The following is a 13,597-nucleotide window of genomic DNA, read 5'->3' as shown; positions in this document are numbered from 1 at the left end:
AGCCACCCATCGGTCACACTGGTGCCATGAACACCGCACCCGGCGACCGCACCGCCACCCGTCGACCGTTCGTCGTCCCCTTCCTGCTCGGCCTGTGCAGCCTGCTGCTGGTCCGCGGCGGGCTGGAGAAGTTCGTCCCCGGGGTGAACGAGTGGGTCGTCTTCGTCGCGGGCCTCGCCGTCGGGTGGGGCGTCTTCACCCTGGCCGAACGCGTCATCGTCCGGCGCGCCGCAGCGAAGCAGGAGGGCCTCAAGTGACGGCCTCCCCCACCGGTGCGGTCCTCGTCACCGGCTGCTCGTCGGGGATCGGCGCGGCAACGGCGGACCTCCTCGTCAAGGCCGGGCACACCGTCTACGCGACGGCCCGCCGCACCGACACCCTCGCCGGGCTCGAGGCCGCGGGCGCGCGCGTCCTGCCCCTCGACGTCACGTCCGAGGACTCCATGTCGGAGGCCGTCCGCACCGTCGAGGCCGAGCACGGCCGGGTCGGCGTGCTCGTCAACAACGCGGGTTACGGCGAGTACGGCACCATCGAGGAGACCGACCTCGACCGGGTGCGGATGATGTTCGAGACCAACGTCTTCGGCCTCTCCCGCCTGACCCAGCTGGTCCTCCCGGCGATGCGCGAGGTGCGCGCCGGACGCATCGTCAACATCGGCTCGATGGGTGGCAGGTTCACCTGGCCGGTGGGCGGCTACTACCACGCGACCAAGTACGCGGTGGAGGCGATCACGGACGCCCTGCGCAACGAGGTCCGTCCCTTCGGCATCCACGTCAGCCTCGTCGAACCGGGCCTGATCCGGACCAGGTTCGAGGAGACGGCCCTCACCTCCGACGCCGCCACGGTGGACGACGACTCCCCGTATGCCGCGCTGCTCACCGCGAGCGCGAAGGCCACCGCGAGCGGGTACGCCAACCCGAGGCTGGCCACGGGGCCTGAGACGGTGGCCCGGGCCGTGCTCAAGGCGGTCGAGTCGAGCAGCCCCCGGTCGCGGTACGTCATCACGCCCGCCGCACGCGCCATGATCGCCGCCCGCACGCTCGGTGGGGACCGCGTCTGGGACGGCATCGTCCGGCAGCAGTTCAAGGGATAGCGAGCACGAACCGGGGTCGGACGGCCTTCACGCCTAGACTTCCGGCGTGCAGTTCCTCAACGGTCTCCAGCCCCAGTTCGACCTGACGTACGACGACGTCTTCATGGTCCCGAGCCGCTCGGACGTCACGAGCCGGCTCGACGTGGACCTGTCGACCGCCGACGGCAGTGGCACGACGATCCCCCTCGTCGTCGCCAACATGACCGCGATCGCCGGTCGCCGCATGGCCGAGACCGTCGCGCGCCGTGGCGGGATCACGGTCATCCCGCAGGACATCCCCGTCGACGTCGTGACCGAGGTGACCTCGTGGATCAAGTCCCGGCACCTCGTCCACGACACCCCGATCACCCTGTCCGCCCACGAGACCGCGGGGGCCGCGCTGGGGCTGCTGCCCAAGCGGGCGCACGGCGCCGCGGTCGTCGTCGACGAGTCCGGCAAGCGCCCGATCGGTGTCGTCACCGAGGCCGACCTCACCGGGGTCGACCGGTTCACCCAGGTGGGCGAGGTCATGACGGCCCACCCCGTCCTCGTCACCGACGGCACCGACCCGGAGGAGGCGTTCAACACCCTCGCGACCACGCACCACCACGTGGCCCCTGTCGTCGACGACGCCGGCAACCTCGTCGGCATCATCACCCGCGCCGGCGCGCTCCGCGCCCGCCTCTACTCCCCCAACACCGACGCCCGTGGTCGCCTGCGCATCGCCGCCGCGGTCGGCATCAACGGTGACGTCGCGGCCAAGGCCACCGCCCTGCTCGACGCCGGGGTCGACCTGCTCGTCATGGACACCGCGCACGGCCACCAGGAGAAGATGCTCGACGCCCTCAAGGCCGTCCGCGCGCTCGACCCGCAGGTGCCCGTCGCGGCCGGCAACGTCGTGTCGGCGGCCGGGGCACGCGACCTCATCGAGGCCGGTGCCGACATCGTCAAGGTCGGCGTCGGACCCGGCGCCATGTGCACCACCCGCATGATGACCGCGGTCGGCCGGCCGCAGTTCTCCGCCGTCCTCGAGTGCGCCGCCGAGGCCCGCAACCACGGCAAGCACGTCTGGGCCGACGGCGGGGTGCGCCACCCGCGCGACGTCGCCCTCGCCCTGGCTGCCGGCGCCTCCAACGTCATGATCGGCTCGTGGTTCGCCGGGACGCTGGAGAGCCCCGGCGACCTCTACACCGACGAGCGCGGCCGCCGCTACAAGGAGTCCTTCGGCATGGCCTCGAGCCGCGCGGTCCGCAACCGGACCGCGACGGACACGGCATACGAGCGGGCTCGCAAGGCCCTCTTCGAGGAGGGCATCTCCTCCGCACGGATGTTCATCGACCCGGCCCGCCCCAGCGTGGAGGACGTCATCGACCAGATCGTGGCCGGGGTGCGTTCGAGCTTCACGTATGCCGGTGCCCGCACCGTCGAGGAGTACGCCGAGCGTGCGGTCGTGGGGCTGCAGAGCACCGCGGGGTTCGCCGAGGGCCGACCGCTGCACACGTCCTGGTGAGCAAGGGATCCACCCGTGGTTGCCACAGTCACCCCGCTCTCGGCCCCTGTCGCGCCCGACGAGGCGCTTCGACGCATCGCGTTCCTGCTGGAGCGGGAGCGGGCGGGGTCGTACCGTGTCGAAGCGTTCCGCAAGGCCGTCGTCACGGTCCGTGAGACCCCCTCGGACGAGCTCGTGGAGCGGGTGGGGGCCGGCACCCTGCAGGACCTGTCCGGCATCGGGAAGTCCACTGCCGGGGTGATCGCCGAAGCGGTCGCCGGCGAGCTGCCGGCCTACCTGGACACGTTGCAGGACAAGGCGAAGCCCCTCGTGAGCGGCGGCGAGGACCTGTTCGCGGCCCTGCGCGGCGACTGCCACTCGCACTCCAGCTGGTCCGACGGTGGCAGCCCCATCGAGGAGATGGTGCTCACGGCCGTCGAGCTCGGCCACGAGTGGCTCGTCCTCACCGACCACTCGCCGCAGCTTCGCGTCGCGAACGGCCTCACCGTCGAGCGCCTGACCAAGCAGCTCAAGGTCGTCGACGCCGTGAACGCCTCACTGGGCGACGGGTTCAGGCTGCTCAAGGGCATCGAGGTGGACATCCTCGACGACGGCGGGCTGGACCAGACCGAGTCCATGCTGGCGCAGCTCGACCTCGTCACCGCGAGCGTCCACTCCAAGCTGAAGATGAACGCCGCACCCATGACGAAGCGGATGGTCGCCGCCGTCTCCAACCCCCGCGTCAACGTCCTCGGCCACTGCACCGGCCGCCTGGTCGAGGGCAGCCGCGGAACCCGTCCGCAGTCGGACTTCGACGCCCGCGCCGTCTTCGAGGCCTGTGCCGAGCACGGGACCGCGGTCGAGATCAACAGCCGCCCGGAACGCCAGGACCCGCCTGACGACCTGCTCCTGATGGCCCTGGAGATCGGGTGCCTGTTCGCCGTCGACTCCGACGCGCACGCCCCCGGCCAGCTCGAGATGAAGGCCTACGGCTGCGAGCGGGCCGACCGTCTGGGTGTGCCCGCCGACCGCATCGTCACGACGTGGGACGTGGACCGGCTGCTGGCCTGGACCCGGGGCGACGCGTGAGCGCCCCGCGCATCACCGTGGACGACGCGGCCGGCATCGCCCCGTTCGAGCAGGTCCGCGAGCAGTTCGCCGACCTCATCGCCTCCGGCGCCCTCGCCGAGGGCGACAAGCTCCCGACGGTGCGCGGCCTGGCCGCGGACCTGCAGCTGGCACCGGGCACGGTGGCCCGCGCCTACAAGGAGCTGGAGGCGCAGGGCCTGGTGGTCTCGCGCAGCCGCGCCGGCACCGTCGTCGCCCCCAGCGCGCAGGCCGCCGAGGTCGCGCTGCGCCACCTCGCCGACGCCCTCGCCGAGCGCGCCGTCCAGGCCGGGGCGGACGACGCGGCCGTGCTCGCGATCGTGCGATCGGCCCTCTCCGAGGCTCGCCGCTGACCCCGTTTTGGAGTTCACGGCATTCAACCCCTATGCTTTCCGAGTCCTCGACGGATCCGAGCTGCTGCTCGCTAGCGGCGAGGGACCGTTCGTTCGGTCCCCATCGTCTAGCGGCCCAGGACCCCGCCCTTTCACGGCGGTAGCACGGGTTCGAATCCCGTTGGGGATACGCACCACAGCACCACCAAGGCCCCGTAGCGCAGTTGGTTAGCGCGCCGCCCTGTCACGGCGGAGGTCGCCGGTTCGAGCCCGGTCGGGGTCGCTCGAGAAACAAGAAGGCCCACACGAGAGTGTGGGCCTTCTTGCGTCTCAGGCTTGGTCAGCTGCTGACCTCGATGATGACCTTGCCGCGGACGTGGCCGCCCGCGCTGGTCGTGAACGCGTCCGCCGTCTGGGCCAGCGGGAACACGTCGGCCACCGGGACGGTGAGCTTCCCCGCATCGGCGAGGTCGGCCAGGGCCGCGAGGTCGTCGGAGTTCGGGCGCACCCAGAGGTAGAGACCGCCCTCCTCGAGCACCTCGGCCTCGACGACGGACCCGTGACGACCACCGTCGGCGAGGACCGCCTTGGTCGTGTCGAGCACGCCACCCACGAAGTCGGCCACCACGTCGACGCCGTCGGGCGCCAGCCCACGCACGCGCTCGGCCAGCCCGTCGCCATACGTCACGGGCTCGGCACCCAGGCCGCGCAGGAACTCGTGGTTCTTCTCGGAGGCCGTGCCGATCACGCGCGCCCCGAGGGACGTCGCGATCTGCACGGCGAGGATGCCCACGCCCCCGGCCGCGGCGTGCACGAGGACCGTGTCGCCCGCCTTCGTGCCGAGCCGCGTGAGCAGCTGGTATGCCGTGAGGCCGGCGAGCGGGAGGCCTGCGGCCTGGTGCCAGTCGAGGGCCTTGGGCTTCTTCGCGACCGTGCGCGCGGGAGCCGTGACGAGCTCGGCGTAGGTGCCGCCGTGGACCCAGTCCTTGCGGGCGTAGGCGATGACCTCGTCGCCGACCTCGAACTCAGGGGTGTCGAAGCCGACCTTCTCGACGACACCGGAGACGTCCCAGCCAGGGATGGCGGGGAGCTCGGCGTTCATCATCGGGTCGAGGTAGCCGGCCACGATCTTCCAGTCGACGGGGTTGACCGACGCGCTGCGCACGCGGATCAGGACCTCCCCCGGGCCGACCTTCGGGTCAGGGACGTCGGACAGGGTGAGGACGCTGGGGTCGCCGTACTCGGCGTAGGTGATGGCCTTCATGCCTGCGACAACGGCGCCGGCCCCGGGGGCTATTCCGTCCGGCGCTCGTCCGCGCTCGCCCGGTCGAGCCCCTCGGGAAGGCCCTCCTCCCGCCGCCGGGCCACGTGGGTCACCCCCGTCGGGGTGGCGACCTCGTCCGCCCTGACCGGAGTCGGCGACGCCGTTGTGGCCGCCGCCGGGCCACTGCGCCCGCCGAAGCCCTTCATGAGCATCCCGATGAAGCTCGGCTTCCCCTGCGACTTGCTGTAGACGTCGAAGGCCACCGCGCCCAGCAGGACCAGGCCCTTGATGATCTGGACGAAGTTCGAGTCGACGCTCATGTTGGCGAGACCGAGGTTGAGCACGCCCATGACCAGTCCGCCGATCATCGACCCCGTGACGGTGCCGACACCACCGGCGACCGCCGCGCCACCGACGAACACGGCGGCGATGGCGTCCAGCTCGAAGTTGACCCCGTCCTTGGGGTTGGCGGCGTTGAGGTAGGCGGTGAAGACCATGCCGGCGATCGCCGCGAGGACACCCATGTTCACCATGACGAAGAGGTCGACCCGTCGGGTGTCGACGCCCGAGAGGCGGGCGGCGTTCGCGTTGCCGCCCACGGAGTAGATGTGGCGGCCGAGGACGGTCCGCTGCGTGACGAAGGTGTAGAAGATGATGAGCGCCCCGAGGATCAGGCCCACCACGGGGACGCCCTTGTACGACGCCAGGAGCAGGCCGAAGGTCATGAGCAGGCCGCACACCACGACGAGCTTGACGATGGTGAGCGCCATGCGGGGGACGACCATCCCGTACGTGCGCAGGTCGGCCCGCTTCTTGAGCTCCAGCCAGACGATCACGGCGACCGCGAGCAGCGTGAGGACCAGCGTGGGGTTGTGGTACCCCGTCACCGGCCCCATCTCGGGCAGGTAGCCGTTGGCGATCTTCTGGAACGACTCGGGGACGGGGATGCTCTCGGCGTTGAGGATCATCAGGTCCAGGCCGCGGAAGAGCAGCATGCCGGCCAGCGTGACGATGAAGGCGGGGATCCCGACGTAGGCGACCCAGAAGCCCTGCCACACCCCGACGAGGATGCCCAGCGCCAGGCCGAGCAGGATCGCGGCCGGCCACGGCAGGTCGAACCGCTGCATCGACAGGGCGACGGTCGCGCCCACGAACGCCGAGACGGACCCGACCGACAGGTCGATGTGCCCGGCGATGATCACCATGACCATCCCGATGGCCAGGATGAGGATGTAGCCGTTCTGGACGAGCAGGGAGGTGACGTTGCGCGGCTGCAGGAACAGTCCGTCGGTGAAGATCTGGAACATCACCACGAGCAGCAGGAGCGCGATCATCATCCCGTACTGGCGGATGTTGCCGCTCATCGTGCGACGGATCTCGACCGCCAGCGAGGTGGTGGGAGCCGCTCGCTCCTCCGTCCGCGGGGGTGCGGTGTGGGTGGCCATGGCTCAATCTGCCTTTCGCTGGGTCATGAAACGCATGAGGACTTCCTGGTCTGCCTCGGCCCGGGGGACGTCGGCGGTGATGACGCCCGCGGAGAGGGTGTAGATGCGGTCGCAGAGGCCGAGCAGCTCGGGCAGCTCGGAGGAGATCACGAGCACGCCGCGCCCGCTGTCGGCGAGCTGGTTGATGATCTCGTAGATCTCGTACTTGGCCCCGACGTCGATGCCGCGGGTGGGCTCGTCGAGGATGAGGACGTCGGGTTCGGTGAACATCCACTTGCCGAGGACGACCTTCTGCTGGTTGCCACCCGACAGCTTGCCGACGCCCGCCTCCACCGACGGCGTCTTGATGTTCATGCTGGTGCGGTAGCGGTTGGCCGCCACCACCTCTGCGTGCTCGTCGACCCGTCCCCTGCGCCGGATCTTCTTGAGCCCGGCAGAGGTGATCGACACCTTGACGCTGTCCAGCAGGTTGAGGCCCAGGCTCTTGCGGTCCTCGGTGACGTAGGCGAGGCCTGCGTCGATCGCCTGCTGCACCGTGTTGGCCTTGACCGGCTTGCCTTCCTTGAGCAGCTCGCCGGTGACCTTGCGACCGTACGACTGCCCGAACACGCTGCGCGCCAGCTCGGTGCGGCCCGCGCCCATCAGGCCGGCAAGCCCCACGATCTCGCCGCGGCGCACGGTCATCGAGGCGCCCTTGACGACGAGACGGGACGAGTCGTCCGGGTGGGCGACCGTCCAGTCGCGGATCTCCAGCAGGGTCTCCCCCACGGTGGACTCGTGCGGCGGGAAGCGGTGGTCGAGGTCGCGGCCGACCATCCCGCGGATGATGCGGTCCTCGTTGACCTCGCCACGTCGCACGTCGAGGGTCTCGATGGTGCGCCCGTCGCGGATGATCGTGATCGAGTCGGCGATCTCCTCGATCTCGTTCAGCTTGTGGGAGATCATGATCGAGGTGATGCCCTTGGCCTTCAGCCCGAGGAGCAGGTCCAGCAGGTGCCGGGAGTCGGTGTCGTTCAGCGCGGCGGTCGGCTCGTCGAGGATGAGCAGCTTCACGTCCTTGGCCAGGGCCTTCGCGATCTCGACGAGCTGCTGCTTGCCGATGCCGATGCTCCGGATCGGGGTGGCGGGGTCCTCCTGCAGGCCCACCCGCGCGAGGAGCTCCAGGGCTCGTTGTCGCGCGGCGTTCCAGCTGATGACCCCGGCCCGGCTCTGCTCGTTGCCGAGGAACAGGTTCTCCACGATCGAGAGCTCGGGCACGAGCGCGAGCTCCTGGTGGATGATGACGATCCCCGCGGCCTCGCTCTCGCGGATACCCTTGAACTCGCAGGGGCTCCCCTCGAACTCGATGTCGCCCAGGTAGGTGCCGTGCGGGTAGACCCCGGACAGGACCTTCATCAGGGTCGACTTCCCGGCGCCGTTCTCGCCGCAGATCGCGTGGATCTCGCCGCGCTGGACGTCCAGGCTGACGTCCGAGAGTGCCTTGACTCCCGGGAACTCCTTGGTGATGGACCGCATCGACAGGATGGGGTTGGTCATCGGCATGCCTCGTCGCATCGTCGGGTGGGACCGCGCGGTCCCGGGAGAGGTGCTGGGCGGAACCCGGTGGCAGTGGCTGCATGGTGCCGCTGCCACCGGGTGGCCCGGGGAGTGCCGGTGGCAGCGGCGGAGACGTGCCGCTGCCACCGGACCTCAGTGGTGACCGGCTACTTGAGCTGGTCCTCGGTGTAGTACTTCGCGTCCAGCAGGACCTTCGAGACGTTGTCCTTGTTGACCGAGACCGGCTCGAGCAGCTGGGTCGGCACGGTCTTGACACCGTTGTTGTACGAGGACGTGTCGTTGACGGTCACGGTCTTCTTGTCGGCGATCTCCTGGATCATCTTCACCGTGGCCTGCGCCAGGTCACGGGTGTTCTTGAAGACGGTGGAGTACTGCTCGCCCGCGAGGATCGACTTGACCGACTCGAGCTCGGCGTCCTGCCCGGTGACGACCGGCAGGGTCTTGCCACCGCTGCCGTAGCCGCTGCCCTTGAGCGCCGCGATGATGCCGCGGGAGAGGCCGTCGTACGGGGACAGCACCCCGTTGACGTCCTTGTTGGAGTAGGACTTGGTCAGCAGGTTCTCCATGCGCTTCTTGGCGACCGCGGCGTCCCAGCGGAGGGTGGCCACCGTCTTGAACGCGGTCTCGCCCGAGGCGATCTTGATCTCGCCGGCGTCGATCTTCGGCTGCAGGACCTGCATCGCGCCGTTGAAGAAGAAGGTCGCGTTGTTGTCGTCCGGCGAACCGGCGAAGACCTCGACGTTCCACGGCTTCGGCGCGCCGCTGGCCGCGAGCCCCTCGAGGAGGGACTCGGCCTGCAGCTTGCCGACCTTGAGGTTGTCGAACGTCGTGTAGTAGTCCACGGCGTCGGTGTCACGAAGCAGCCGGTCGTAGGCGATCACGGGGATGCCGGCGTCCTTGGCCTCCTTGAGGGCGCCCTTGAGAGCCGTGCCGTCGATCGAGGCGACGACCAGGACCTGGTTCTGCTTGGTCACCATGTCGTTGACCTGGGTGACCTGGGTCGGGATGTCGTCGTTGGCGTACTGGAGGTTGACCTTGTAGCCGGCCGCCTCGAGCTGGGACTTGATGTAGTCGCCGTCCTTGATCCAGCGCTCGGACGTCTTGGTCGGCATGGCGACCCCGATCGTCCCCTTCTCGGTCGAGCCGCTCTTGGCGGCACCCCCGGTGTCGGTCTGGCGACCGCACGCACTCAGGCCGAAGGCCAGGGCCCCGGCCGCTACGACCGCAACGATTCTGCGCACCACTGTGTGCTCCATTCTTGTGCAGGCCAACCTGCCCTTGTGCCGGTTGATCCAGATGTTGTGCGTATTCAGTTGTCCTGCAACGGCTTCCGATCAGGCGAGCCCTTGGGCGAGCCGGTGGTAGGCGTTGTTCCACCGCAGCTCGCGACCGAAGCCGCGCACGGTGGTGTCAGCGTCGATGTGGGCGAGCTCCACGCCCGCCATCTCGCTGAAGTCCTCGAGGTGCTCCCGGTCCAGCGCGGTCGACAGGACCGTGTGGTGGGGGCCGCCGGCCATGAGCCACGACGTGGTGGAGGTGCGCAGGTCCGGCTGCGGGCGCCACACGGCTCGCGCCACCGGCAGCCGGGGAAGGTCCTCGGGGGGCGTCACGACCTCGATGTCGTTGGCCACCAACCGGAACCGGTCTCCCATGTCGGCCATGCCCACGGTGAAGCCGGAGCCCGGGGCAGCGGTGAAGACCAGGCGTACCGGGTCCTCACGCCCACCGATGCCGAGCGGGTGGATCTCCACCGTCGGGCGGGCTGCTGCGATCGAGGGGCAGACCTCGAGCATGTGCGCGCCCAGGATGAGCTCCGCGCCCGGGGCGAGGTGGTAGGTGTAGTCCTCCATGAAGGACGTGCCGCCAGGCAGGCCGCGGCCCATGACCTTGAGCCCGTGCAGCAGGACCGAGGTCTTCCAGTCGCCCTCGCCGCCGAAGCCGTAGCCGTCGGCCATGAGGCGTTGGACCGCGATGCCGGGGAGCTGGCGCAGGCCCCCGAGGTCCTCGAAGTTCGTCGTGAACGCCCCGTAGCCACCCTCGACGAGGAACTGTCGCATGCCCAGCTCGATCCGCGCGGCATACCGCAGCGAGTCGTGCCGCTCGCCGCCCGCGCGCAGGGGCGCGGCCACGTCGTACTCGTCGGCGTAGGTGGCGACGAGCGCGTCGATGTCGGCATCGCCGATGGCGTCGATCACGGTGACGAGGTCGTTGACGCCATAGGTGTTCACCGAGACGCCGAACCGACGCTCCGCCTCGACCTTGTCACCGTCCGTCACCGCGACGTTGCGCATGTTGTCGCCGAAGCGCACCAGCCGCAGCGACCGCACGGCCGCGAGACCGCAGGCCGCCCGGCTCCACGCGGCCACCCCTGCCAGGACGGCCGGGTCGCTGACGTGGCCGGCGACGGTCTTGCGGGTGACCCCGAGCCGGGACTGGACGTACCCGAACTCCCGGTCGCCGTGCGCGGCCTGGTTGAGGTTCATGAAGTCCATGTCGATGCTGGCCCAGGGCAGGTCGCGGTTGACCTGGGTGTGCAGGTGCAGCAACGGCTTCTGGAGCCGCTCGAGTCCGGAGATCCACATCTTGGCGGGCGAGAAGGTGTGCATCCAGGCGATGACCCCGACGCAGCTGTCGTCGCTGTTGGCCTCGAGCATCACCCGCCGGATGGCGTCGGCGTCGGTGAGGACCGGCTTGGCCACGACCTCGGCGATGATGCCGTCGTGACCCGCGAGCGCGTCCGAGATCGTCGCCGACTGGGCCGCCACCTGGGCCAGGACGTCGTCCCCGTAGAGGCCCTGGCTCCCGGTGAGGAACCAGACGTGTGCAGGGGTCGCGGTCATGGTGTGGTGTCCTTCTGTCCGTAGACGTTCTGGTAGCGGTCGTAGAGCTGCGTGACGTCGGCCTGGTCCAGGGGCCAGGTCCGCCCCAGCTGCTGGGCGACGTGCACGGTGCGGGCCACGTCCTCGAGCATCACGGCCGCCTTCACCGCCGCGCGGGCGGTGGCGCCGATGGTGAAGGGGCCGTGGCCACCCATGAGGACGGCCGGCGACCGGTGCCCTCGCAGGGTCGAGACGATGCCGCGCCCGATGGAGTCGTCGCCGATGAGGGCGAACGGACCGACGGGGACGTCACCGCCGAACTCGTCGGCCATCATCGTCAGGACGCAGGGAATGGGCTCGCGTCGGGCGCACCACGCCGTCGCGTAGGTCGAGTGCGTGTGGACCACGCCGCCCACCTCCGGCATCTCCCGGTACACGTAGGCGTGGGCCGCGGTGTCGGAGGACGGCGAGCCGTCACCCTGGACCACCCGGCCCTCGAGGTCGCAGACGACCATGGCCTCGGGGGTCAGCTCGTCGTAGGAGATGCCGGACGGCTTGATCACGAGAAGGTCGGCGCCCGGGACGCGCGCCGAGACGTTGCCCGCGGTCCACACCACGAGCTGATTGCGCGTGAGCTCGGCGTGCAGCTCGGCCACCTCGGCCCGCAACCGGTCGACCGTCGCGCGGACGGTGCCGGGGATGGTCGTCATGCCCCCACCGCCCGCCGCTGGAGGGCCCGCAACCGGCGCATCACGTCGGTCCCGCCCCGCCCGAAGTGGTCGTGCAGGGCGCGGTACTCCGCGTACAGCTCGTCGTACGCGGCGGCGTTGGCCGCGATCGGCTCGTATGCCGCGACACGGCGCCCGCCCATGGCCTGGGCGGCCTTGTGGATGTCGGGGTAGGCCCCGGCAGCCACCGCAGCGTGGATCGCGGCACCCAGGGCGGGGCCCTGCGTGGAGGAGATGACCGACAACGGCATACCGAGGACGTCGGCGTAGATCTGCATGAGAAGCTCGTTGCGCATCAACCCGCCCGCGACGATGAACTCGGTCACGGGGACGCCCGAGTGGGCGAACGTCTCGACGATGGTGCGCGCGCCGAACGCGGTGGACTCGAGGAGCGCCCGATAGTTGTCCTCCGGCCGGGTCGCCAGCGTCTGGCCGACGACCAGTCCCGAGAGCTCGTGGTCGACCAGCACCGAACGGTTGCCGCTGTGCCAGTCGAGGGCCACGAGACCGTGCCCACCGATCGGCTGGCGGGCCGCGAGCTCGGTCAGGTGCTCGTGGACCGAGAGGCCGCGCTCGGCGGCTGCGGCGTGGTACTCCGGCGGCACACCGTTGCCGACGAACCAGCCGAAGATGTCACCGACCCCGGACTGCCCCGCCTCGTAGCCCCAGAGGCCGGGGACGATCCCGCCCTCGACCACGCCACACATCCCGGGGACCTCGCGCAGGACCGCTGCGCTCATGACGTGGCAGGTCGAGGTGCCCATGATGGCCACCATCTGTCCGGTGTCGACCGCCTGCGCGGCCGGGGCGGTCACATGGGCGTCGATGTTGCCGACCGCGACGGCGATCCCCTCCGGCAGCCCGGTCCAGCGCGCCGCCTCCGCGGTCAGCGAGCCCGCGGCCTCGCCGAGCTGCCCGATCCGGTGGGCCAGCTTGTCCTCGACGAAGGAGGCGAACTCCGGGTTGAGGGCGGTCAGGAACTCGCGCGACGGGTACTCCCCGTCCTGGTAGATGCCCTTGTACCCGGCGGTGCAGGCGTTGCGGACGTAGGTACCGCACAGCTGCCACACGATCCAGTCCGCGGCCTCGACGAAGTGGGCCATCGCGGCATACACCTCGGGGGCCTCCTCGAGGATCTGCAGACCCTTGGCGAACTCCCACTCCGAGGAGATCAGGCCGCCGTAGCGCGGCAGCCAGCGCTCGCCGCGCTCCTTGGCGAGGACGTTGATGCGGTCGGCCTGCGCCTGGGCCGCGTGGTGGCGCCAGAGCTTGACGTAGGCGTGCTTCTCGGACGCCCCGGAGGCGGTCTCGCACAGCGGCGTCCCGTCCGAGGTGACGGGGAGCATCGTGCAGGCGGTGAAGTCGGTGGCGATGCCCACGACGCTGCCCGGGTCGATCCCGGCCGCTGCGAGGGCCTCGGGGACCGCGGTGCGCAGGACGTGCACGTAGTCGGTGGGCACCTGCAGCGCCCACTCCGGGGGGAGCTGCTCGCCGCTGCCGGGCAGGACCTCCGAGACGACCCCGTGGGGGTAGGTCGCGACGGCGGTCCCGAGCTCGGCGCCGTCGCTGACCCGGACAACCAGGGCCCGACCGGACAGGGTGCCGAAGTCGACACCGACCACATGGGTCTCCCGGGCTTCCGGCTGGGCCATCGTGAACTCCTCGTCGAGTCGGTGTTAGCGCTAACGCTGTGCAGAAGTTAGCGCTAACACCGCCCTGCGTGTCAAGGGTTTCACCCGAACTTCCGTCGAGCGCGGTGGACCCACGCCTCGGGGCGACGGCTC

12 protein-coding genes and 2 tRNA genes are annotated in these 13,597 nt (G+C 70.2%); 7 read left to right on the top strand and 7 right to left on the bottom strand.

The genetic code is table 11. The features are described from left to right. Positions 1-26: 26 nt before the first annotated feature. From ASD62_RS13030 to ASD62_RS13000, 7 genes are all read left to right on the top strand, one after another. The gene (locus ASD62_RS13030; protein ID WP_056916325.1) at positions 27-257 is read left to right on the top strand and encodes a hypothetical protein; all 231 of its coding nucleotides are present in this window, start codon (positions 27-29) and stop codon (positions 255-257) included. Then, positions 254-1,093 carry an oxidoreductase gene (locus tag ASD62_RS13025; RefSeq protein ID WP_056916324.1) on the top strand — a complete coding sequence of 280 codons (840 nt, stop codon included), beginning with the start codon at positions 254-256 and terminating at the stop codon, positions 1,091-1,093. The genes ASD62_RS13030 and ASD62_RS13025 overlap by 4 nt, the downstream gene beginning before the upstream one ends. 46 nt (positions 1,094-1,139) lie before the next feature. Continuing rightward, positions 1,140-2,582 (top strand): GuaB1 family IMP dehydrogenase-related protein, encoded by a 1,443-nt coding sequence (locus tag ASD62_RS13020; RefSeq protein WP_056916323.1) that lies wholly within the window; start codon positions 1,140-1,142, stop codon positions 2,580-2,582. 15 nt (positions 2,583-2,597) lie between these two features. After that, positions 2,598-3,650, top strand: coding sequence for a PHP domain-containing protein (locus ASD62_RS13015; RefSeq protein WP_056916322.1), 1,053 nt, complete (start codon positions 2,598-2,600; stop codon positions 3,648-3,650). Continuing rightward, the gene (locus tag ASD62_RS13010; protein ID WP_056916321.1) at positions 3,647-4,021 is read left to right on the top strand and encodes a GntR family transcriptional regulator; all 375 of its coding nucleotides are present in this window, start codon (positions 3,647-3,649) and stop codon (positions 4,019-4,021) included. Before ASD62_RS13015 ends, ASD62_RS13010 begins: the two co-directional genes overlap by 4 nt. A gap of 96 nt (positions 4,022-4,117) precedes the next feature. Further along, positions 4,118-4,190 (top strand) — tRNA-Glu (locus tag ASD62_RS13005). Between the two features lie 19 nt (positions 4,191-4,209). Then, positions 4,210-4,283, top strand: a tRNA-Asp gene (locus tag ASD62_RS13000). Between the two features lie 57 nt (positions 4,284-4,340). On the opposite strand, the gene ASD62_RS12995 is transcribed toward ASD62_RS13000, so the two are convergent. From ASD62_RS12995 to araB, 7 genes are all read right to left on the bottom strand, one after another. Further along, positions 4,341-5,264, bottom strand: a complete 924-nt coding sequence (locus tag ASD62_RS12995) for an NADP-dependent oxidoreductase (protein ID WP_056916320.1) — start codon at positions 5,262-5,264, stop codon at positions 4,341-4,343. Positions 5,265-5,293: 29 nt separating this feature from the next. After that, the gene (mmsB, locus tag ASD62_RS12990) at positions 5,294-6,628 is read right to left on the bottom strand and encodes a multiple monosaccharide ABC transporter permease (RefSeq protein ID WP_369818819.1); all 1,335 of its coding nucleotides are present in this window, start codon (positions 6,626-6,628) and stop codon (positions 5,294-5,296) included. A gap of 84 nt (positions 6,629-6,712) precedes the next feature. Beyond that, positions 6,713-8,245: a multiple monosaccharide ABC transporter ATP-binding protein gene (gene mmsA, locus ASD62_RS12985; RefSeq protein ID WP_082553252.1), complete on the bottom strand. Its 1,533-nt coding sequence runs from the start codon at positions 8,243-8,245 to the stop codon at positions 6,713-6,715. Between the two features lie 167 nt (positions 8,246-8,412). Further along, positions 8,413-9,507: a multiple monosaccharide ABC transporter substrate-binding protein gene (chvE, locus tag ASD62_RS12980; protein ID WP_200947805.1), complete on the bottom strand. Its 1,095-nt coding sequence runs from the start codon at positions 9,505-9,507 to the stop codon at positions 8,413-8,415. A 93-nt stretch (positions 9,508-9,600) separates the two neighbouring features. Continuing rightward, entirely contained in the window at positions 9,601-11,106 is a 1,506-nt protein-coding gene (gene araA, locus ASD62_RS12975; protein WP_056916317.1) for an L-arabinose isomerase, read from the bottom strand. Next, complete coding sequence (locus tag ASD62_RS12970) at positions 11,103-11,795, bottom strand: L-ribulose-5-phosphate 4-epimerase (RefSeq protein WP_056916316.1); 693 nt, start codon at positions 11,793-11,795, stop codon at positions 11,103-11,105. Before ASD62_RS12970 ends, araA begins: the two co-directional genes overlap by 4 nt. Next, on the bottom strand, positions 11,792-13,465 hold the full coding sequence (gene araB, locus ASD62_RS12965) for a ribulokinase (RefSeq protein ID WP_056916315.1): 1,674 nt from the start codon (positions 13,463-13,465) through the stop codon (positions 11,792-11,794). Before araB ends, ASD62_RS12970 begins: the two co-directional genes overlap by 4 nt. Positions 13,466-13,597 lie beyond the last annotated feature (132 nt).

It is taken from the genome of Phycicoccus sp. Root563, from assembly GCF_001427915.1.
Lineage (GTDB): Bacteria > Actinomycetota > Actinomycetes > Actinomycetales > Dermatophilaceae > Pedococcus.
This window is presented reverse-complemented; position numbering and strand designations above follow the sequence as displayed.

Bases quoted from the DNA above. Each gene is read 5' to 3' on its own strand.
- ASD62_RS13030 (WP_056916325.1), top strand. From the start codon at position 27: ATGAACACCGCACCCGGCGACCGCACCGCCACCCGTCGACCGTTCGTC.
- ASD62_RS12995 (WP_056916320.1), bottom strand. From the start codon at position 5,264: ATGAAGGCCATCACCTACGCCGAGTACGGCGACCCCAGCGTCCTCACC.
- mmsB (WP_369818819.1), bottom strand. From the start codon at position 6,628: ATGAGCGGCAACATCCGCCAGTACGGGATGATGATCGCGCTCCTGCTG.
- mmsA (WP_082553252.1), bottom strand. From the start codon at position 8,245: ATGACCAACCCCATCCTGTCGATGCGGTCCATCACCAAGGAGTTCCCG.
- araA (WP_056916317.1), bottom strand. From the start codon at position 11,106: ATGACCGCGACCCCTGCACACGTCTGGTTCCTCACCGGGAGCCAGGGC.
- ASD62_RS12970 (WP_056916316.1), bottom strand. From the start codon at position 11,795: ATGACGACCATCCCCGGCACCGTCCGCGCGACGGTCGACCGGTTGCGG.
- araB (WP_056916315.1), bottom strand. From the start codon at position 13,465: ATGGCCCAGCCGGAAGCCCGGGAGACCCATGTGGTCGGTGTCGACTTC.